This is a genomic window from Gemmatimonadota bacterium (genome assembly GCA_039715185.1).
Taxonomy (GTDB): domain Bacteria; phylum Gemmatimonadota; class Gemmatimonadetes; order Longimicrobiales; family RSA9; genus DATHRK01.
The window spans coordinates 1-17,952 of sequence record JBDLIA010000005.1; the positions used below are offsets into that span (position 1 = coordinate 1).

Below are 17,952 nucleotides of genomic sequence, written 5' to 3' on the forward strand. Positions count from 1 at the left end.
CCGGCGCGCGGGGGGGACGGCCTCGCCCGCCGCCGCGGGGGCCGCCTCGGCACGATCGAGTCCGAGCGCGCCCAGCACCGCCGCGCTCAGGATCACCAGCGGAAAGGGCACCGCGAAGGCGGCCATGGCGACGAAGGCCCCGCCCGCGATGAGCAGCGACGGCCGGTCCCGCAAGGCGCGCGTTCGCAGGCGCCAGACGGCCTGCAGCACGATCGCCAGCACCGCCGGCTTGAGCCCATAGAACAGCGCGGTCAGCGCGGGGGCGTCGCCGAAGCGCGCGTAAGTCAGGCTCAACGCCAGGATCGACAGGAAACCCGGCAGGATGAACAGACCGCCCGCGACCAGGCCGCCGCGAACGCCGTGCAGCTTCCAGCCGACGTAGGTGGCGAGCTGCTGCGCCTCCGGCCCCGGCAGCAGCATGCAGTACCCCAGGGCCTGCAGGAAGCCGTCCTCCTTCACCCAACCCTTCTCCTCCACGGCGATCCGGTGGATGACGGCGATCTGACCCGCGGGTCCGCCGAAGCTCTGGGCCGCGACCCGCACCCACGCGCGGGTGGCGTCGCGAAAAGGCGGTTGGCTCAATCCGGAGCGGCCGTGAAACGAGCGAACAGCCCGTCGAAGAGATGGGAAGCGGACGCGAGACGATCTTCGTCGCGCTCGTGCTCGGCGCCGATCCCGCGCACCACGGTAGCGATACCGGGTGCCTCGGGCCGACCGAACCGGTCGTCCTTGCAGTCGATGTCGTGGACGATCTCGGAGAGCGGCATCAGGCCAACGTCACGCAGGCCGAAGCGAGCCACGAGCGTCTCGAACGTGCAGCGCTCGCCTTCGTGCGTGTATTCGCCCTCGAACATGTCGAAGCGGAGCTCGCCCTCGGCGTGCTCATAGGCGTCGGGGTCTACGAAGCGAAAACGCGCACCCGGGTCGATGAACCGCCGGATGAGCCATGCGCTGGCCAGCCGGTCGATGAACGCGCCGCGCCTGGTGACCCAGGTCGCGCCGTCCGGTTTTTCTTGCACGTCACCTCCAACGTGTACGCCGCCGCCCGACTGGTCTTGCTCCAGCATCCGTAGCGCGTGCTCGGCGGCCGCGCGGCCGGCGGCGTCGAAGTGGTCCCGCGCGATGACGGCGTCCAGACGACGCCGCAACTTGCCGACACCGGTGCGGTCCGGATCCTCCTTGACGGCCTGCGCGATTTCCGCGTACTCCCGGTCCCGCTCTTCCCTGAACAGCGCCTCCAGTTGCCCGCGCGGCACGCCCTCGAGGAAGCGAGCCACCGACAGCGTGGCGTCTCCGCCTCCGTCGATCACTTCGCGCCGGATCCAGTGCAGGTCCTCGCGCGTGTCCGGCGTGTCGGGCAACAGGTAAACGGAGTTCTTGAGCGCCACCGCGCCGACGGCCTTCAGGCGGCGCAGGATTCGGAGCCGCAGCGACGCCGGCTCCGCCGGCAGTTGGTGGATGAGGACCAACCAGTCACGCGCCTTCTCGTCCGCCACGCTCCCCCCTCCGCCACGTTACCGTCCCCGCCCGACACGCCTCTTGCGGCAATGTCACATCTGTTGCATTAAGTGTCACAACTGTATCATCACAACGAATCGAGCGCAACGTTGGAGGAGACTTGAGTTCGCCACGCGATACCCTGCTGTTGGGCGCCGAGGATGTGGCGGCGCTGCTGGATTACCCGGCCTGCATCGACGCCGTCGAAGCGGCGTTCCGAACGCGCGGCGAGGGCCGGATGCCGCGCGCGGCCATCTGCGGCGTGCACGTGGACGGGGGCGGCTTTCACGTGAAGGCCGCGGCGCTGCCGTCCGCGCCGCCCTACTTCGCGTCCAAGACGAACGCCAATTTCCCGGCCAATCCCGCGGCCCACGGCTTGCCCACCATCCAGGGCCTGCTGCTGCTCTTCGACGCGGAGCGGGGCGTACCGCTCGCGATCATGGACTCGGCGGAGATCACCCTCCGACGGACCGCGGCGGCAACGGCGGTCGCGGCGAAGCACCTGGCCAGGCCGGAGTCGAGGGTGCTGACGATCATCGGGTGCGGGGCGCAGGGACGGGCCAGCGTCGCGGCGCTGTCCGCGGTGCTTCCCCTGGAGCGCGTGTACGCGCTCGACTCGGATCCGCGCGCGGCGTCGTCGTTCGCCGCGGACACGGCCGCGGCCTACGGCGTGCAGGTGCTACCGGTTCAACGCCTCGGGGACGACACCCGGGCCAGCGACGTGTTCGTCACGTGCACCCCTTCGCTCGAGTTCGTCCTGGGACCCGAGGATGTGGGCGAGGGCGCGTTCGTGGCAGGGGTGGGAGCGGACAACGGAATCAAGCGAGAGCTCTCGCCCGCGCTCCTCGCGACGGGGCGGCTCATCCCCGACGTGTTGGAGCAGGCCGCCGAAATCGGCGATCTGCACCACGCGCTGGAGTCGGGCGAGCTGGAGCTGGGCGCGGTCGCGGCCGACCTGGGCCAGGTCGTGGCGGGCACGAAGCCCGGGCGGACCTCCCCCGAGGAGATCACGATCTTCGATTCGACGGGCACGGCGATCCAGGACGTGGCCTCGGCCGCGCTGGTCTACGAGCGCGCGATCACCGCGGGCAGGGGCGCATCCTTCCGGTTCTTCGGCGGGAGCCGGGTGCCGGCGTTGGTCAGCCCTCGCTTCGTGCCCAAGTTGTAGGCGGAGCGGCGCGCCGCGAGAGGCGCGCCGCACGAACGCTTCGCCGCGAGGCTTGCCCGATGGCACACGAGATCCTGGTCGCTCTGGATGTGACCGACGAGGAGGAATACCGCACCTACCGGCTGCGCATGACGCCCATCCTGGAGTCGTACGGGGGACGGTTCGCCTACGACTTTCGCGTGTCCGAGGTGCTGAAGTCCGACTCGGAGGAACCGATCAACCGCGTCTTCACGATTCGCTTCCCCGACCCCGACGCGCGCCGGCGCTTCTTCGCGGACCCCGAATACCTGAAGGTCCGGGAAGAGCACTTCGTCCCCTCGGCGGGAGGCGCGCGGGTGATCGGAGAGTGGCAGACCTAGCCGCGGTGGCCCCCTCCCTGACATAATTCCGCGCCGTTCGCGTCAGCTACATCGTCCGACACCCCGCGAGGAGTGCTGAATGAGCTCTGGGACGTCCACGCCCGCCCGCCCCACGGTACGTACCCTGCCCGCCTCGCCGCCTCCCCTGTCGCGACCGCTGCCCGCGAGGCGTTTCGCGGAGACCTCCCGCACCGACGCGTGGTGGAGCAAACCTGGCGTCGTCTTCCTCGCACTCACCGGCTTCATCGTGTATTCCACCTGGGCGGCGTTCCAGGGCGCGCATTACACGTTCGGACCCTACCTGTCGCCGTTCTACTCGCCGGAGCTGTTCGGCGCATCGGGGCACGCCTGGTTCGGGGCCAAGCCGGCGTGGTATCCGGGCTGGATGCCGTGGTCGCCCGCGTTCCTGATCCTGTGGGCGCCCGCCGGCTTTCGACTTACCTGCTACTACTACCGCGGCGCGTACTACAAGTCGCACTGGGCGGACCCGCCGGCGTGCGCGGTTGGCGAGCCCCGCAAGACGTATCTGGGCGAGCGGCACTTCCCGCTGCTGCTCCAGAACGCGCACCGCTACTTCCTGTATCTGGCGCTCGCCTTCCTGCTGATCCTGGGCTACGACGTGTGGCGGGCGCTCTGGTTCACCGACCCCGCGACGGGCGCGACCGAGTTCGGCATCGGGGTGGGCACGCTGGTGCTGGCGCTCAACGTGACCCTGCTCGGCGGCTACACCTTCGGCTGTCACTCGCTGCGACACCTGGTGGGCGGAAAGCTCACCCAGATCTCGAAGAGGCCGCTGCGGCAGAAGGCGTACTCGTGCGCGAGCCGTTTCAACCGCCGGCACATGACCTGGGCCTGGTTCAGCCTGTTCTGGGTGGCGTTCTCCGACGTCTACGTACGGCTGTGCTCGATGGGCATCTGGGTCGACTGGAAGATCCTGTGACGGCGGCCCGGCGAGGGGGGCGGGTCGGCCGATGAGCTATGAGACGATCGAGCACGACGTGCTCATCATCGGCGCCGGCGGAGCCGGCCTCAGGGCCGCCATCGAGGCGTCCGCCGCCGGGGTCTCGGTGGGGGTCGTATGCAAATCGCTCCTGGGCAAGGCGCACACGGTCATGGCGGAGGGGGGCATCGCGGCGTCCCTGGCCAACGTGGACGAGCGCGACGGCTGGCGCGTCCACTTCGCCGATACCATGCGCGGCGGCGCCTACCTCAACAACTGGCGCATGGCGGAGCTGCACGCCCGCGAAGCACCCGAGCGCGTGCATGAATTGGAGTCGTGGGGAGCGCTGTTCGACCGCACGGCCGACGGCCGCATCCTGCAGCGCAACTTCGGCGGCCACGCCTATCCCCGCCTTGCTCACGTGGGTGATCGCACGGGCCTGGAGATGATCCGCACGCTTCAGGATCACGGGATCCACCGCGGCATCGACGTGCACATGGAGGTCTCCGTCGTGCGGCTGCTGAAGGACGGCGGCCGGATTACCGGGGCGGTGGCGTACGAGCGCGAACGCGGGCGCTTTCTGGTGTTCCGGGCGGGCGCCGTCGTGCTCGCGACCGGAGGCACGGGCCGGGCCTACCTGATCACCAGCAACAGCTGGGAATGCACCGGCGACGGCCACACGCTGGCCTACGACGCGGGCGCCGAGCTCACCGACATGGAGTTCGTGCAGTTCCACCCGACGGGCATGGTGTGGCCGCCCAGCGTGCGCGGGATCCTGGTGACCGAGGGGGTGCGCGGGGAGGGCGGCGTCCTCAAGAACAGCGAGGGGCGTCGCTTCATGTTCGACGACATCCCGCCGCTGTATACGGATCAGACCGCGGACAATCCCGAAGAAGGGTGGCGCTACACGCAGGGCGACCGCGAGGCTCGCCGCCCGCCGGAGTTGCTCACGCGCGATCACGTGGCTCGCTGCATCGTGCGCGAGGTCCGCGAGGGGCGCGGCAGCCCGCACGGGGGGGTGTTCCTGGACATCGCCTGGATCGGGGAAAAGCTCCCCCAGGCCGAGGCCCACATCAAGCGCAAGCTCCCCAGCATGTACCACCAGTTCAGGCAGCTCGCCAACATCGACATCACCCGGCAGCCGATGGAGGTAGGCCCGACCACGCACTACTCGATGGGCGGGATCCGCGTGCACGCCGAAACGCAGATGTCCGGCGTGCCGGGACTCTTCGCCGCGGGCGAGTGCGCGGGCGGGCTGCACGGCGCGAACCGGCTCGGGGGCAACTCGCTGTCCGATCTGCTGGTCTTCGGCAAACGCGCCGGCGAGCACGCCTCGGCGTTCGCGCGGGAAAACCCCGCCGCCGCGATCGACGAGTCCGCTGTCAGGGAGGCAACCGGGACGATGCTCGCGCCTTTCGACGAAGTTTCCGGAGCCGCCACGGACGTAGGACCCTATCGCCTGCAGGGCGAGCTCCAGGAAGTGATGCAGGGCGGCGTGGGGATCGTCCGTTCGGCCGAGAGCATCCAGGCTGCGCTCGACGAGATCGGCGCCCTGCGGGAGAGGGCGGCGCGCATCCGGGTGCCCGGCAATCGCGAGTACAACCCGGGCTGGCATACCGCTCTCGACCTTCACAACCTGCTCACGGTGGCGGAGGCGATCGCGCGCGCTGCGCTCGAGCGCACGGAGAGCCGCGGCGCGCACACGCGGGCCGATCATCCGGACAAGGACGCCGCCTGGGGGGACGCCAACCTGGTGGTGAAGAAGGCACCCGACGGGGACATGATCGTGTCGCGCTCGCCGATTCCCGACATCCCCGAGGGGCTGCGTCGAATCATCGAGGAGATGGGCTGATGGCGACGGCTACCTTCCGCATCTGGCGCGGCGACGAGGCGGGCGAGTTCCGGGACTACGACGCCGAGATCCACGAAGGCATGGTGGTGCTCGACGCGGTGCGCCGGATCCAGGCCGACCAGGCGCAGGACCTGGGCGTGCGCTGGAACTGCAAGGCGGGCAAGTGCGGGTCCTGCTCGGCGGAGGTGAACGGCACGCCTCGCCTGATGTGCATGACGCGCCTGAACGAGCTGCCGATCGACCGGCCTATCACCGTGGAGCCGATGAAGTCGTTCCCGCTCGTCCGGGACCTCGTGACGGACGTGTCGTGGAACTACGAGGTAAAGCGGCGCATCGCCCCGTTCAGGCCGCGCCCCCCCGACGCCGCGGACGGCACCTGGCGGATGAACCAGTCGGACGTCGACCGGGTCATGGAGTTCCGCAAGTGCATCGAGTGCTTCCTGTGTCAGGACGTCTGTCACGTGCTGCGGGACCATCGCCTGCACGACCGCTTCATAGGTCCTCGTTTTCTCGTGCACGTGGCTGCTCTGGAGATGCATCCGCTCGACGCGGACGACCGTCGGGAGGAGCTGCGCAAGGCGCAGGGGGTGGGCTACTGCAACATCACCAAGTGCTGCACTGGCGTCTGCCCCGAAGAGATTCAGATTACCGACAACGCCATCATCCCGCTCAAGGAGCGCGTGGCGGACGTCGCATACGATCCGCTCTCGAAACTGGTACAGTTGGTTCGGGGCCGGCCCCGCGCGAAGGAGTAACGATGTTCGAGCTCAAGCGACTTTCCGAGGCGGGTATCGCCGGCGCGCTGGACAAGGCGGAGCGCTACCGACTGCTCAACGAGCCCCGCGAGGCAGAGAGCATTTGCCGCGACGTGCTGAGCGTGGACCCCGGGAATCAACGCGCCCGCGTCGATCTCGTATTATCGCTCTCCGACCAGTTTGGCGCCGAAGGTGGGCCCTCCCGCGCCGACGTGCTTTCGCATATCGGCTCGCTCGAGGGAGAATACGAGCAAGCCTACTACACCGGCATTATCCACGAACGCGTGGCGAAAGCGCGCCACACGCGGGGCTTTCCGGGCTCCGAGCACGTGGCCTACGACGCCTTCCGGCAAGCGATGGAGTGCTTCGAAACGGCGCAGGCGTTGAGCCCTCCGGGAGACGACGCGGCGCTGCTGCGCTGGAACACCTGCGCGCGGCTCCTCAACGAGCACCGCGCCCTGGCGCCGGCCCCGGAAACCGGACCGACGCTGCTGGAATAGTCGTCGCCGTCCCGCCGGGCCGCGGCGGTCGACGCCCGGACCGCGCTCGTGCTCTCCTGCGCGTGCCCGCTTGTCTCACTATTCTTCGTCATCGACGCGTATGTCGCGCGGGGAGCTCCCAATGATGACGACCGACCGCATCTCAAGGCGCCTGGCCTCGAGGATCGCCGAGCACGCCGGGCAGCCGGTGGCCCACGTCATCGTCCAGGACGTCTGGCTGTCGGTGGTCGAAGGCAGCCTGCGCACGGGTCAGCGCCTGCCCACGGCGCGGGAGCTGGCGGTTACGCTGGGCGTGAGCCCGCGCATAGTGGAGGGCGCGTACGGCCAGCTCGAGCGGCTGGGCGTAACCACCACGCGCAGAGGAGAGGGCACCTTCGTGGGCCTCTCCCCTCCTTCCGAAGAGGAACGCGCTCGCTACCGTAGCCTGCACGAGACCTGCCGCGAGGCGGTGGAGCGCGTCGAGGCGCTGGGCTTCGACGTGGTCGACCTGCTCGAGGCGATCGGCGAGTACCGCGACGCCGACCGCGGCTCCCTCAGCCGGGGATCCAGCGCATGAAAGACAACAGCATATTCGGGCGCATCGAACGTTCGACCGCGCTCGCCAAGCGAACCGACGTGAACACCTCACCCAACGACACGCGCTATCCCGTGCCGGCTCTGACCGCCGGCCTGCTGGGCGCGGGTGGACTCCTGGGCGGCCTCGCCCTCGCGGGCCTCGCGTTGCCGATCGCGGGTGCCGTCGCGGGCGTCGCCGCGCTCGTGATCGGCTCCAGCATCAAGTTCTCCGACCAGTGGGAGCGCGCAGTGGTGCTGCGCTTCGGGCGCTACCGCGGCCTACGCGGCCCCGGTTTTTTTGCGATCGTGCCCATCCTCGACCGCATCGGTTACCACATCGACCAGCGCATCCGCACCACCGCATTCGGCGCCGAGTCGTGCCTGACCAAGGACACGGTGCCGGTGGACGTGGACGCGATAGCGTTCTGGGTCGTCTACGACGCCGAGCGCGCCGCGCTCGAGGTGCAGGACTACCAGGAGGCGGTGATCCTGGCGGCGCAGACCGCGCTGCGGGACGCCATCGGCAAGCATGACCTGGCCGAGCTGATCCAGGCCCGTAAGGAGCTCGGTCGCGGGCTCCAGGAATCGCTCGACCGCAAGATGCACGACTGGGGCATCCAGGTGCAGTCGGTGGAGATCCGCGACGTGGTGATCCCCGAGGCGCTGGAGGAGGCCATGTCGCGCCAGGCGCAGGCCGAGCGGGAGCGGCAGGCGCGCATCATCCTGGGCACCGCCGAGACCGAGATCGCCTCCAAGTTCGTGGAAGCCGCCGACCGCTACACCGACAGCCCCGTGGCGCTCAAGCTGCGCGCCATGAACATGCTCTACGAGAGCATCGTCAAGCGCGGCTCGCTCATGGTCGTGCCCTCGGGCCTCGCAGACTCGCTCAACCTGCCGGGCATCATGGGCATGGCCGGTGCGGCCGGCATGGAGGCTCCGGAGGCGGCGGAGGCCGGCGCGGCGGAGCCCCGTGCTTTGCAGAGGCGGCGAGAAGGCGTGGATTAGATCGCCCGTTCCCGGGGCCCGGCTCGGCGCTTCTCTTTCCGCTAGCCCACCGTCCCCGGCAGCGACAGGTCGCCGGAGGCGACGTCGAACACCTCGCTGACGCACAGCAGCGGGTTGTGCACGCTTTCGTTGACGCGCAGCGCCGCCGTCACCCCGTCGTAGGAAAAATCGGCCGGGAAACCCAACTCCTTCAGGGGCACGGGTACTCTGATCTCCGCACCGGAGATATCCGGCTCGTAGCCCGGGCTGTCGATGAAGAGCGGCAAGCCCGGCCACGTGGCCGGCAATCTGGGCTCGGCCCCCTCGGGGATGTCCCGCACCTTGAGCGAGCCGGCGCCGCACTCCGGGTCCGGCGTGAGCACGACCCAGTGGCTGTGCCAGAGCCGGCCATCGTTGCCGTTGTCTCCGTCGCCGTCCTCATCGTACAGCGGCGTGTCGTCGAAGTCGGGGTGCGACGTGGCCGCAAGCGCCAGGGTACCGGTCCCTTCCTCGAACTCCACCACGGAGGGGTCCAGGCTGGTGGGCCACACGTAGCTGAACACTTCGGCTCCGGCGAGCTTGCCAGCCGGCGTGGGGACGGTGACCCCCGCCCTGCCGCTCACACGCTCGACGAACACGAGTTCGTCGCCCTCCCTGCGCACCGCCGTGAACACCAGGTCGAAGGCGGAGTCTTCCGTGCTCCCGGGGTGCGACGCGAATCCCGCTTTCGGCGTGCTCTCTGCGTGGACGGCTGAGCCCACTTCCGCCGAAGCGTTCGCCTCTTCACCTCGGGCGGCCGGCTGGCATCCGGCCACTGCGCCCACGATCAGCCCCGCTGCTCCCGCGACCGCACGGACGACCCCGCTCCTGACGTGCATCATCTCTCCCTTTCCCGGTCCCCTGTGTCCCGCGCGCGAACGGGGAGCACGGCGACTTGATTCTGCAGTGGGGCGAACGTACCGTGGCCGGAGTGATTCGTACAAATATCCAATCGTGATCCCGGTAATCCGTGCCGCTTATGAACATCCGCCAGTTGCGTTACTTTCTAGCGGTCGCCGAGCACCGCCACTTCACGCGCGCGGCCGAGGCGAGTTACGTGTCCCAGCCGGCGCTTTCGCAGCAGATCCAGTCGCTCGAGCGGGAACTCGACGCGCCGCTGTTCGACCGCCTTTCCACCGGCGTGCGGCTGACCACCGCCGGGCGTGCCCTGCGCGGCTACGCGGAGCGGGTCCTGAAGGACGTGGAGAACGCGCGGGTGGCGGTAGAGGAGGCGGTCGGCGCGGTCAGGGGCGAGCTGACGGTGGCGGCTGTGCACACCGCCAACCTCTCGCTCGTCGTCCGTGCCCTCGCGCGGTTTCGCGATGAGCACCCCGACGTCACGGTACGCGTGCGTGAGGAATCGTCGGCGGCCGTGGTCGACTCCGTGAGCGCCGGCAGGGTCAACTTGGGGATCTGCTACCTCCCCGGGACCGGCGAGTCGATCCAGGCCACGCCGCTCTACGTGGAGGAGTTGGTGCTGGTGGTCCCGCTGGGGCACGCGCTGTCCGGGGGACCGGTGCCGCTATCCTCACTGGCCGAACTTCCGCTCATCGTGCCACCCGATGGCCTGTGCCTGCGCCTGGGCATCGACGAGGCGCTCGGCAGCAACGGCTCCGCGGCGCGAATCGTGGCCGAGATATCCGCGCCGGAGAGCATCTGCGCGGCCGTACGCGCGGGCCTGGGCGTGACCTTGCTGCCGTCGTGTTACGCGGGTGACAGCGCGTCGATGGCGGGGCTGAGGGCGATACCCATCGACCCCGCCCCTCAGCGCTCGATGTACGCGATCCGGCACGCGGATCGGCACCTCTGCCTGGCGTCTCGGGCGTTCATGGCCACGCTGCAAGCCTGCTTGGGTGAGGGCGCGGCGGATCCCGAGTTGCAACCGCGAGTCGCTGCGGCACGCAGCACAGCGTGAGCTCCCAAGCCTATGTCCTGACCCGCCACGGCGCTCCCGACGTGCTGCGACCCACCACGCGCAGCGAGCCACGGCCCGGCCCCGGCCAGGTGCGCGTGCGCGTAGAGGCCATCGGCCTCAACTACGCGGAGATCCTCTCCCGCAAGGGTCTCTACGGCTGGGCGCCGAAGCTACCGTACGTGCTCGGCATGGAGGCCGCGGGCAACATCGACGACGTGGGCGAGGGCGTGGGGAGGAGCCCCGGAGAGGCCGTGGTGGTCGGCACCCAGCACGGCGCATACGCCACCTCGCTAGTGGTGGAGGAGGCGGCGGCGCTTCCGGCGATCGAGGGCTTCTCCGCGGAGGAGAACGCTGCCTTCCCGGTGAATTACCTCACCGCGTGGGTAGGTCTGGTGGAATCGGGTCGTGTCCACCCGGGCGACCGGGTCCTGATCTCCCCGGCGGGGGGAGGTGTGGGCACTGCCGCCGTGCAGATTGCGAATCGGCTAGGCTGCACTGTGATCGCCGCCGCCGGCTCCGATCGGAAGCTGCAACGGGTGCGCGAACTGGGCGCCGACGCGACAGTCAATTACCGCTCCGACCGATGGGAAGATCGCCTGCGCGAAGTAGCTGGTGACCGCGGGATAGATGTCGCGCTGGAGATGGTGGGCGGCGAGGTGTTCGATGCGGCCAAGAACTCGCTGGCGCCTTTCGGGCGCGTCGTGGTAGCGGGCTACGCGTCGCTGGACTATACGCTCTGGAGCCCCCTATCACTGTGGCGCGCGTGGCGGGGCCGTCCGCGCATGCCCCTGCGCGAGATGCTCACCCGTTCGATAGGCATGTCGTCGAGCCACGTTGGGTACCTGGTACCGCACACCGGCCTGCTGCGGAGGATCTGGGGGGACCTGGTCGGGTTCGTGCATAAGCACGGCGTCCGCCCGCAGGTGGGCCATGTGCTCGCCTTTGGGGACGCGGCCGAGGCCCACCGCCTCATTGAGTCGCGGGAAAGCTACGGCAAGGTTGTGCTGCGCGTGTGAACGCGCCCCCGGGCGTGGCCGAGGGCGCGACGTTGGTGTAGCGGGATTTCCCGCGGGCGGGAAGGCGTCCTCGTCTCGCGGCGGCGCCTACCCCTGCACCGCGTTGATCATGTCGAAAATCGGCAGGTACATGGCCACGATCATGCCGCCGACCACGGTACCGAGCACCACGATCATGATCGGCTCCATCGCGCTCAGCAGGGCCTCCACCGCCGCGTCCACCTCTTCGTCGTAGAAGTCGGCGATCTTGGTGAGCATCTCGTCCAGGCCGCCCGTCTGCTCGCCCACGTTGATCATCTGCACGACCATGGGCGGGAAGACAGCGGTTTGCTTGAGCGGCTCGGCGATGGTCTCTCCGCCCGCGATGCTGGTCCGCGAACGCATCACGGCGTCGTGGATGACCCGGTTGCCCGCCGTCCGCGCCGTGATCTCCAACCCATCCAGGATGGAAACGCCCGAAGCCACCAGCGTACCCAACGTGCGCGTGAAGCGCGCCACCGCGCCCTTGCGCAGCAGGTTCCCCAGGATGGGCATCTTCAGCAGGAATTTGTCGATGGCGAGCTCGCCGCCGTCGGTCTTGTAGGTCATGCGAATGGCCACGACGGTGGCCGCCATGCCAAGCAAGACAGCCCACCAATAGGCTTGCAGGAACGCGCTCATGCCGATCACGATCTGAGTCGGCACGGGCAACGGCACTCCCGCGCTCTCGAACATCGTCTGGAACGTGGGGATCACGAAGATCAGCAGGATCGCCACCGCCGACACCGCCACTCCCAGGATCACGCCCGGGTAGATCATTGCGCCTTTGATCTTGCGCTTGAGGGCGTCCGCCTTCTCCAGGAACGTGGCGAGTCGCAGCAGGATCACGTCCAGGATGCCGCCCGCCTCACCGGCGGCGACCATGTTCACGTACAGGTCGGTGAACACCTTGGAGTGCTTGCGCATGGAGTCGGCCAGCGTGTTGCCGGACTCCACGTCGTGGAGCACGTGCCCGATCACCTCGGCCAGGTACTTGTTCTCGGTTTGCTTGGCCAGGATGTCCAGGCTCTGCACGAGCGGCAGGCCCGCGTTGATCATCGTCGCGAACTGGCGGGTGAAGATGACGATGTCGCGGGTCTTGATGCCCGTCCCGATCTTGATCTCGAATTGGCCGAGGGACTTCTTCTTCTCCTCGACCTTTACCGGGATGAGCTTCTGCTTGCGCAGGTAGCCCACGACGTCGTCGCGAGATCGGAGATCGATCTCGCCGTTGGTGAGTTCGCCGGCCAGCGTGCGGGCGGCGTAGCTGAACATCGGCATATCGCGTCCCTTCCCCTCTCTTCGTCATCCCCCACCGCGCGGCCCTCCTCGCCGCGCGGCCCGCGTATCCTTCGGTCCTAAACGGCTGCGCCGTCTCCTCCCACCATGCGCTGCAACTCGTTCGGGTCGCCCGACCTCTTGAGCGCATCCTCGAGCCGCACCTCGTCCATGATCACGAGCTGGTACAGCGCGTCGTTCATTGTCTGCATGCCGTGCTTCTTCCCGGCCTGCATGATCGAATAGATCTGGTGCACCTTGTCGTCGCGGATGCTCGCGCGCACGGCGGGCGTGCACACCAGCACCTCCGCCGCGGCCACCCGTCCGGTCCCCTGTGCCCGCTGCAGGAGCGTTTGTGTGACCACTCCCTCCAGCGAGAAGGAGAGTTGCGCTCGCACCTGCGGCTGCTGATTGGCCGGGAACACGTCGATGATGCGGTTGACCGCCTCGGCCGCCGAGTTGGTGTGCAGCGTACCGAACGCGAGATGCCCCGTCTCCGCGATGGTCAGCGCCGCCTCGATCGTCTCGCGGTCCCGCATCTCGCCGATCAGCACCACGTCCGGGTCCTGGCGCAGCGCGTACTTGAGCGCGTCACCGAAGGACTGCGTGTCGGTGCCGATCTCGCGCTGGTTCACCATGCAGCCCTGGTGCCGGTGCACGAACTCGATCGGGTCCTCGATGGTGAGGATGTGGCCCTTCTCTTCGCGGTTGATCTTGTCGATCATGGCCGCCAGCGTGGTCGACTTGCCGGAGCCCGTCGGGCCGGTGACCAGCACCAGTCCGCGCGGCCGCTCGGCGAGCTGCTTCACCGTGGGCGGCAGCCCCAGTTCGTCGAACGTCTTGATGTCGTAAGGAATCAACCGGATGGCGAGCGCCACGCTGCCGCGCTGCTTGTACACGTTGCCGCGGAAGCGCGCCAGTTTCTGCACGCCGAAGCTGAAGTCCAGCTCGTCCTCGGTCTCGAAGCGCTTCTTCTGGTTCTCCGTGAGAATCGAGTAGGCGAGCGCCATGGTCTCGCGCGGCATCAACCGCTCGGTCCCGGGAATCTCCGTCAGCTCGCCGTCGATGCGCAGCTTGGGTGTCTGCCCGGTGGTGATGTGCAAGTCGCTCGCGCCCTTCGTGAGCATCTGCTCCAGAAGGTCACGCATGTTGAGCGCCTTCTCGCCGGGCGTACCGTTGCCCCCCGCGCCCGCTGCGGTCGCACCCGCGCCACCCGTGGCCGCCCCCCCCTGCCCCGCCGCGCCCGGAGGCGCCTGCGGGATCCCGCTCGCGATGGTGCTCACCTGTTAGACTCCTCGAGTTAGCTCCGGGGAGAGCCACTTTGTGGGGCGCCGCCGGCGGGTGGCCCCGCCCCGGCCGACCCGTACTTCCAGCCGGCCCCGGTCTAGACGACTACGCCGCCGTTTCCTTCACGACCTCCTCGAGCGTGGTGATGCCGCGCTCGACCTTCTTCATGCCGTCCATGCGCAGCGTCAGCATGCCCTCGCTGACCGCCTGCTGGCGCAACTCGTCGGTGCCCGCTTCGCCCATGATCAGCTTGCGCAGGGTCGGCGACATGGCCATGACCTCGTAGATGCCCTGCCTGCCCTTGTAGCCGGAACCGTCGCACTCCTCGCAACCCTCGCCCTTGTAGAACGTGAGCTCGCGGTGCTCGGACGTGAGCTTGGCGGCGTCGAGATAGTCGTCGGAGTACGTCGCCTGCGCCTTGCAGCTCGAGCAGATGCGCCGTAGCAGCCGCTGGGCGCTCACCAGATTGAGCGCGGCCGCGACGTTGAACGGCTCCAGCCCCATGTCGATCAGACGCGTCACGGTCGCCGGCGCGTCGTTCGTGTGCAGGGTCGACAGCACCAGGTGACCCGTAAGCGATGCCTTGATGGCTATGCTGCCGGTTTCCAGGTCCCGGATCTCACCGACCATGATGATGTTCGGATCCTGACGCAGGAACGCCTTCAGCGCCGCGGCGAAGTTCATGCCGACATCGGGGCGCACCAATACCTGGTTGATACCGTGCAGGTTGTACTCGACCGGGTCCTCGGCCGTCATGATGTTGACGTCGTCGTTGTTGATCTTGGAAAGCGCCGAGTACAGAGTCGTCGTCTTTCCGGAGCCCGTCGGCCCGGTGACGAGCACCATCCCGTACGGGTTCATGATGGCAGCCATGAAGTCCTTCTCGGCCTTCGGCTCCAGCCCGAACTTTTCCAGGTCCAGGGTCAGGTTGCTCTTGTCCAGGATGCGAAGCACGATCTTCTCGCCGAAGATCACGGGCAGCGTCGAGACGCGGAAGTCGACCACCTTCTTCTTGACGCGCATCTTGATGCGACCGTCCTGGGGCACGCGCCGCTCGGCGATGTTCAGATCCGACAGGATCTTCAGCCGAGAGGTGAGCGCGGCCTTCATCCTGAACGGCGGCTTCATGACCTCCTGCAGCGCGCCGTCGATGCGGTAGCGGACGCGGATCTCCTTCTCGTAGGGCTCGATGTGGATGTCGCTGACGCCCTTGAGCACCGCGTCCGTGAGGATGCCGTTGATCAGCTTGACGACGGGCGCCTCGTCCACCTGCGCTTGGAGCGCCGCGATGCTGACGTCCTCGTCTTCCTCCTCCATCACCTCGACGTCGTCGTCCCCGAATTCGTCCAGGATCTCCTTCAGCCGCTCGTCCTGAACCTCGTAGTACTTCTCGAGGTGCTTGCGCAGCGTGTACTCGCCCACGACGACCGGCTCGATGTCGTGGCTGGTGACGAACTTCAGGTTGTCGATGGCGGTCCCGTCGGTGGGATTGGCCATCGCCACGACGAGGGTGCGCCCGTTGCGGCGCAACGGCAGGATCTGGTGTGTGAGCGCCAACTCGCCCGGCACGAGGCGCAGGATGCGCTCGTCCACCTCGACGCGCTCGAGGTCGACCGCCGGTACCAGGTACTGCTTGGCAAGCATGCGCGTCAGCGCCTCCTCGGCGATGAAGCCCAGCTTGATCAGCGAGTAGCCGATCCGGGTGCCGTGCTGTTGGGCGTCGGCCAGCGCCGTCCGGAGCTGCTCCGCCGTGATGAATTCCTCACGGACGAGCCTGTCCCCCAGGCGCTCGCCGCTCGCGGGTGCAAGCGTCGTTGCCATCTCGTCTATGTAGTTTTCGGGAATCTAAGAGGAGAGTGACGCCAATGTTGCCCACGCGCGTGGGGGCGTCAAGGCTCTTGTCGCGCGGGTGCCGCAACGTAGGGCAGCCGGCGGATCGGCCGATAGGCTCCTCGCGCGGTCGCCGCGCTGCTTGACGTCTGCCCTAGACGGCCGCGATTTGCGAGCCTCGGGTCGGGCGAAATGCAACGGCCGAAGCGCCGAAGGGCAGCGCGCGGATGCAACTCACCGGCGCACAGGATCCACCTCCTCGCCCTCTCTGTCGGCGCACCGGCTGAACGGGTAGCATGAAGCCGCCGCCCGGTCCAGCGAATCTCCGGGTCGCGGAAACCGGAAGTTCCGAAGACGGTCCCAACAGAGGAGACTGGCCCCCTTTGAGACTGCTGTGCGTAGCCGGCGCGTCCGGCACTGGCAAAACCACACTCTTGGAGCGGCTGTTGGAAAGCCTTCCCATCGATCGCGGCCGCGTGGCGTTGATCAAGCACACGCACCACGAGCTGAGCTGGCACCCCCCTGCGAAGGACTCAACCCGGTTCGCCCAGGCGGGCGCGGGAGCGGTCGTCGTCATCGATCCGGCTCAGATCGCCAGCTTTACGCGCGCGCGACGGAGCCCGGCGCGGGACATGCCGACCAACCCCGGCGAAAGCTCGGAGGGCCTGGACAGAACGCGCCGTCTCTTGGACGCGTGTGCGACGCTGCCCGAGTCGATCGAACTCGTCCTGGCGGAAGGTTGGATGATGTCCCTCGTGCCGAAGGTGTTGATCACCGACGACAGCAAGGAATTGCCGCCCCTGGATCGGATACCGGAGGTTCGCGCGCTCATCGCCGTCGAGAGCGAAACACTCGACGGAACGTCCCCGGGCCCGAAGGAACGTGCGCCCGGCGTTGGCTCGCTGCCGGTGTACGCGCGGGACGATGTGGCGGAACTCGCTGCCAGGATCTGGCAATGGGCCGAGCCGGTGAGCGCTCTGCGAGAGGCCGCCGGCGCCCGGCAACCCTGAGGCCTGAAGCATGACGCGGTAGGCGGCTGGCTCACCCAGCGCCACCGACAGGTCACCCTTCAGGCGTCTGGCGCTCCCGCCGTCTCCCTCGCCTCCAGCACCTCTTCGATCCACTTGAGCGCGGCCACGCTGCTCGGGAATCCGACCGTGGTGGCCGCCAGCAGCGCGACCTGTTCGATCTCCTCGCTCGTGGCTCCCGCCTGCAGCGACTGGCGGACTTGCGACTGCACCGCACCCCTGTAGCGGGCCCCGATCGCCACCCCGAGCTTGGCCAGGTGCCGTGATTTTCGGTCCAGCGGGCCGGCAGCGTGACAGGCGCCTGCCAGCGCCTCGTGCCGGTCGAACACGTCGGGGTAGCGGCCACGCAACTTCTGGAAGAACGGGGGCAGGTACTCGGACAAGCGTCACCTCCTCGGGCTGGGTTGGGCCGATCGCAACCTAACTCCTTGACGGTCCCGCGATGGGCGCTTATTTCCTAATATAGGACTAAACGGGTCCGCTTACTCCTTTGATTGGCGAATCCCTGTGCAGTTGACGCGCGAAAGCGAACACGCCATTCGGGGCCTCGGTTTTCTGGCCACCCTACCGCGTGACCGGCACATCCCCTTGTCGGAGATCGCCCTCGCACGGGACCTGCCCCCCTCCTTCCTGGCCAAGACCTTCCAGAAGCTGGCGAGGCACGGACTCGTCGAATCGGCGCGCGGGCGCGGGAAGGGCTACGCGCTCGCCAAGCCGGCAGGCGAAATCAACGTCCTGGACATCGTCGTCGCGGTGGAGGGGTCGATCCTGCTGACCCGTTGCCTCCTGTGGGCGGCGCGTTGCCACGACCACGACCCCTGTCCTCTGCACCACCTGCTCAAGGATCGGGTTCGCCTACTCGAGGCAAGCCTTAGGGAGATCACGCTGTCCGATGTTGCCGAATCTGGACTCGACTCCGGAGGCGAGTGAG

19 protein-coding genes are annotated in these 17,952 nt (G+C 68.1%); 12 read left to right on the plus strand and 7 right to left on the minus strand.

The features are described 5' to 3' along the window. Positions 1-582: chromate transporter (locus ABFS34_01770; protein ID MEN8374155.1), on the minus strand; the 582-nt coding region annotated here is incomplete at its 3' end. Next, positions 579-1,496 carry a chromate resistance protein ChrB domain-containing protein gene (locus ABFS34_01775; GenBank protein ID MEN8374156.1) on the minus strand — a complete coding sequence of 306 codons (918 nt, stop codon included), beginning with the start codon at positions 1,494-1,496 and terminating at the stop codon, positions 579-581. The genes ABFS34_01770 and ABFS34_01775, both read right to left, overlap by 4 nt. 122 nt (positions 1,497-1,618) lie before the next feature. Between ABFS34_01775 and ABFS34_01780 the strand changes: the two genes are divergently transcribed. The 8 genes from ABFS34_01780 to ABFS34_01815 all read left to right on the plus strand — a co-directional run bounded on the left by ABFS34_01780 (position 1,619) and on the right by ABFS34_01815 (position 8,631). Further along, a complete protein-coding gene (locus ABFS34_01780; protein MEN8374157.1) occupies positions 1,619-2,665 on the plus strand; it encodes an ornithine cyclodeaminase family protein in 1,047 nt (348 codons plus the stop codon). Between the two features lie 59 nt (positions 2,666-2,724). Continuing rightward, the gene (locus tag ABFS34_01785) at positions 2,725-3,024 is read left to right on the plus strand and encodes a DUF1330 domain-containing protein (protein ID MEN8374158.1); all 300 of its coding nucleotides are present in this window, start codon (positions 2,725-2,727) and stop codon (positions 3,022-3,024) included. 79 nt (positions 3,025-3,103) lie between these two features. Beyond that, a complete protein-coding gene (locus ABFS34_01790; protein MEN8374159.1) occupies positions 3,104-3,964 on the plus strand; it encodes a succinate dehydrogenase in 861 nt (286 codons plus the stop codon). A gap of 31 nt (positions 3,965-3,995) precedes the next feature. Beyond that, on the plus strand, positions 3,996-5,816 hold the full coding sequence (locus ABFS34_01795) for a fumarate reductase/succinate dehydrogenase flavoprotein subunit (GenBank protein ID MEN8374160.1): 1,821 nt from the start codon (positions 3,996-3,998) through the stop codon (positions 5,814-5,816). Beyond that, complete coding sequence (locus ABFS34_01800; protein MEN8374161.1) at positions 5,816-6,571, plus strand: succinate dehydrogenase/fumarate reductase iron-sulfur subunit; 756 nt, start codon at positions 5,816-5,818, stop codon at positions 6,569-6,571. Before ABFS34_01795 ends, ABFS34_01800 begins: the two co-directional genes overlap by 1 nt. A gap of 2 nt (positions 6,572-6,573) precedes the next feature. Then, entirely contained in the window at positions 6,574-7,071 is a 498-nt protein-coding gene (locus ABFS34_01805; protein ID MEN8374162.1) for a hypothetical protein, read from the plus strand. 121 nt (positions 7,072-7,192) lie between these two features. After that, positions 7,193-7,627: a GntR family transcriptional regulator gene (locus ABFS34_01810; GenBank protein MEN8374163.1), complete on the plus strand. Its 435-nt coding sequence runs from the start codon at positions 7,193-7,195 to the stop codon at positions 7,625-7,627. Beyond that, on the plus strand, positions 7,624-8,631 hold the full coding sequence (locus tag ABFS34_01815) for a slipin family protein (GenBank protein ID MEN8374164.1): 1,008 nt from the start codon (positions 7,624-7,626) through the stop codon (positions 8,629-8,631). Before ABFS34_01810 ends, ABFS34_01815 begins: the two co-directional genes overlap by 4 nt. 41 nt (positions 8,632-8,672) lie before the next feature. Here ABFS34_01815 and ABFS34_01820 read toward each other — a convergent pair whose 3' ends face one another. After that, positions 8,673-9,491 (minus strand): hypothetical protein, encoded by an 819-nt coding sequence (locus ABFS34_01820; protein ID MEN8374165.1) that lies wholly within the window; start codon positions 9,489-9,491, stop codon positions 8,673-8,675. Positions 9,492-9,628: 137 nt separating this feature from the next. On the opposite strand from ABFS34_01820, the gene ABFS34_01825 reads away from it, so the two are divergent. Together ABFS34_01825 and ABFS34_01830 are read left to right on the plus strand one after the other, a co-directional pair. Then, positions 9,629-10,564 (plus strand): LysR substrate-binding domain-containing protein, encoded by a 936-nt coding sequence (locus tag ABFS34_01825; GenBank protein ID MEN8374166.1) that lies wholly within the window; start codon positions 9,629-9,631, stop codon positions 10,562-10,564. After that, complete coding sequence (locus ABFS34_01830) at positions 10,561-11,580, plus strand: NADPH:quinone oxidoreductase family protein (GenBank protein ID MEN8374167.1); 1,020 nt, start codon at positions 10,561-10,563, stop codon at positions 11,578-11,580. Before ABFS34_01825 ends, ABFS34_01830 begins: the two co-directional genes overlap by 4 nt. 87 nt (positions 11,581-11,667) lie before the next feature. On the opposite strand, the gene ABFS34_01835 is transcribed toward ABFS34_01830, so the two are convergent. The 3 genes from ABFS34_01835 to pilB form a co-directional block, all read right to left on the minus strand. Then, entirely contained in the window at positions 11,668-12,879 is a 1,212-nt protein-coding gene (locus tag ABFS34_01835) for a type II secretion system F family protein (GenBank protein MEN8374168.1), read from the minus strand. 77 nt (positions 12,880-12,956) lie between these two features. Continuing rightward, positions 12,957-14,024 carry a type IV pilus twitching motility protein PilT gene (locus ABFS34_01840; protein MEN8374169.1) on the minus strand — a complete coding sequence of 356 codons (1,068 nt, stop codon included), beginning with the start codon at positions 14,022-14,024 and terminating at the stop codon, positions 12,957-12,959. Between the two features lie 244 nt (positions 14,025-14,268). After that, positions 14,269-15,984 carry a type IV-A pilus assembly ATPase PilB gene (gene pilB, locus ABFS34_01845; GenBank protein ID MEN8374170.1) on the minus strand — a complete coding sequence of 572 codons (1,716 nt, stop codon included), beginning with the start codon at positions 15,982-15,984 and terminating at the stop codon, positions 14,269-14,271. 305 nt (positions 15,985-16,289) lie between these two features. On the opposite strand from pilB, the gene ABFS34_01850 reads away from it, so the two are divergent. Then, a complete protein-coding gene (locus ABFS34_01850; protein MEN8374171.1) occupies positions 16,290-17,003 on the plus strand; it encodes a molybdopterin-guanine dinucleotide biosynthesis protein MobB in 714 nt (237 codons plus the stop codon). A gap of 59 nt (positions 17,004-17,062) precedes the next feature. Here ABFS34_01850 and ABFS34_01855 read toward each other — a convergent pair whose 3' ends face one another. Then, positions 17,063-17,404: a carboxymuconolactone decarboxylase family protein gene (locus ABFS34_01855; protein MEN8374172.1), complete on the minus strand. Its 342-nt coding sequence runs from the start codon at positions 17,402-17,404 to the stop codon at positions 17,063-17,065. Positions 17,405-17,528: 124 nt separating this feature from the next. Between ABFS34_01855 and ABFS34_01860 the strand changes: the two genes are divergently transcribed. Then, positions 17,529-17,951: an Rrf2 family transcriptional regulator gene (locus ABFS34_01860; protein MEN8374173.1), complete on the plus strand. Its 423-nt coding sequence runs from the start codon at positions 17,529-17,531 to the stop codon at positions 17,949-17,951. The last annotated feature ends 1 nt before the right edge of the window (position 17,952 follow it).

Bases quoted from the DNA above. Each gene is read 5' to 3' on its own strand.
- ABFS34_01785 (MEN8374158.1), top strand. From the start codon at position 2,725: ATGGCACACGAGATCCTGGTCGCTCTGGATGTGACCGACGAGGAGGAA.
- ABFS34_01790 (MEN8374159.1), top strand. From the start codon at position 3,104: ATGAGCTCTGGGACGTCCACGCCCGCCCGCCCCACGGTACGTACCCTG.
- ABFS34_01795 (MEN8374160.1), top strand. From the start codon at position 3,996: ATGAGCTATGAGACGATCGAGCACGACGTGCTCATCATCGGCGCCGGC.
- ABFS34_01800 (MEN8374161.1), top strand. From the start codon at position 5,816: ATGGCGACGGCTACCTTCCGCATCTGGCGCGGCGACGAGGCGGGCGAG.
- ABFS34_01805 (MEN8374162.1), top strand. From the start codon at position 6,574: ATGTTCGAGCTCAAGCGACTTTCCGAGGCGGGTATCGCCGGCGCGCTG.
- ABFS34_01810 (MEN8374163.1), top strand. From the start codon at position 7,193: ATGATGACGACCGACCGCATCTCAAGGCGCCTGGCCTCGAGGATCGCC.
- ABFS34_01815 (MEN8374164.1), top strand. From the start codon at position 7,624: ATGAAAGACAACAGCATATTCGGGCGCATCGAACGTTCGACCGCGCTC.
- ABFS34_01820 (MEN8374165.1), bottom strand. From the start codon at position 9,491: ATGATGCACGTCAGGAGCGGGGTCGTCCGTGCGGTCGCGGGAGCAGCG.
- ABFS34_01825 (MEN8374166.1), top strand. From the start codon at position 9,629: ATGAACATCCGCCAGTTGCGTTACTTTCTAGCGGTCGCCGAGCACCGC.
- ABFS34_01835 (MEN8374168.1), bottom strand. From the start codon at position 12,879: ATGCCGATGTTCAGCTACGCCGCCCGCACGCTGGCCGGCGAACTCACC.
- ABFS34_01840 (MEN8374169.1), bottom strand. From the start codon at position 14,024: ATGCGTGACCTTCTGGAGCAGATGCTCACGAAGGGCGCGAGCGACTTG.
- pilB (MEN8374170.1), bottom strand. From the start codon at position 15,984: ATGGCAACGACGCTTGCACCCGCGAGCGGCGAGCGCCTGGGGGACAGG.
- ABFS34_01850 (MEN8374171.1), top strand. From the start codon at position 16,290: ATGAAGCCGCCGCCCGGTCCAGCGAATCTCCGGGTCGCGGAAACCGGA.